Consider the following 771-nt stretch of genomic DNA (forward strand, 5'->3'; position numbering starts at 1 on the left):
GGAAGGAGACTTCTTTAGTACCGTAGCTAACGCGTGAAGTTGACCGCCTGGGGAGTACGGTCGCAAGATTAAAACTCAAAGGAATTGACGGGGACCCGCACAAGCGGTGGATTATGTGGATTAATTCGATGCAACGCGAAAAACCTTACCTACCCTTGACATGCCAGGAACTTGCCAGAGATGGCTTGGTGCCCGAAAGGGAACCTGGACACAGGTGCTGCATGGCTGTCGTCAGCTCGTGTCGTGAGATGTTGGGTTAAGTCCCGCAACGAGCGCAACCCTTGCCATTAATTGCCATCATTCAGTTGGGCACTTTAATGGGACTGCCGGTGATAAACCGGAGGAAGGTGGGGATGACGTCAAGTCCTCATGGCCCTTATGGGTAGGGCTTCACACGTAATACAATGGTCGGTACAGAGGGTTGCCAACCCGCGAGGGGGAGCCAATCCCAGAAAGCCGATCGTAGTCCGGATTGTTCTCTGCAACTCGAGAGCATGAAGTCGGAATCGCTAGTAATCGCGGATCAGCATGTCGCGGTGAATACGTTCCCGGGTCTTGTACACACCGCCCGTCACACCATGGGAGCGGGTTCTGCCAGAAGTAGCTAGTCTAACCGCAAGGGGGACGGTTACCACGGCAGGGTTCGTGACTGGGGTGAAGTCGTAACAAGGTAGCCGTATCGGAAGGTGCGGCTGGATCACCTCCTTTCTAGAGTAAGCCAAAGCGCAGGTATCCACACTTATCGGTTGTTTAAAGCAGTTTCGAGACACG

1 rRNA gene is annotated in these 771 nt (G+C 53.8%); it reads left to right on the forward strand.

From position 1 onward, the window contains the following. Nucleotides 1-708: ribosomal RNA gene (locus ACKTSJ_RS11155) — 16S ribosomal RNA — on the forward strand; the annotation flags it as partial. Between the last annotated feature and the right edge of the window lie 63 nt (nucleotides 709-771).

It is taken from the genome of Ferrigenium sp. UT5, from assembly GCF_045866295.1.
Taxonomy (GTDB): Bacteria; Pseudomonadota; Gammaproteobacteria; order Burkholderiales; family Gallionellaceae; genus Sideroxyarcus.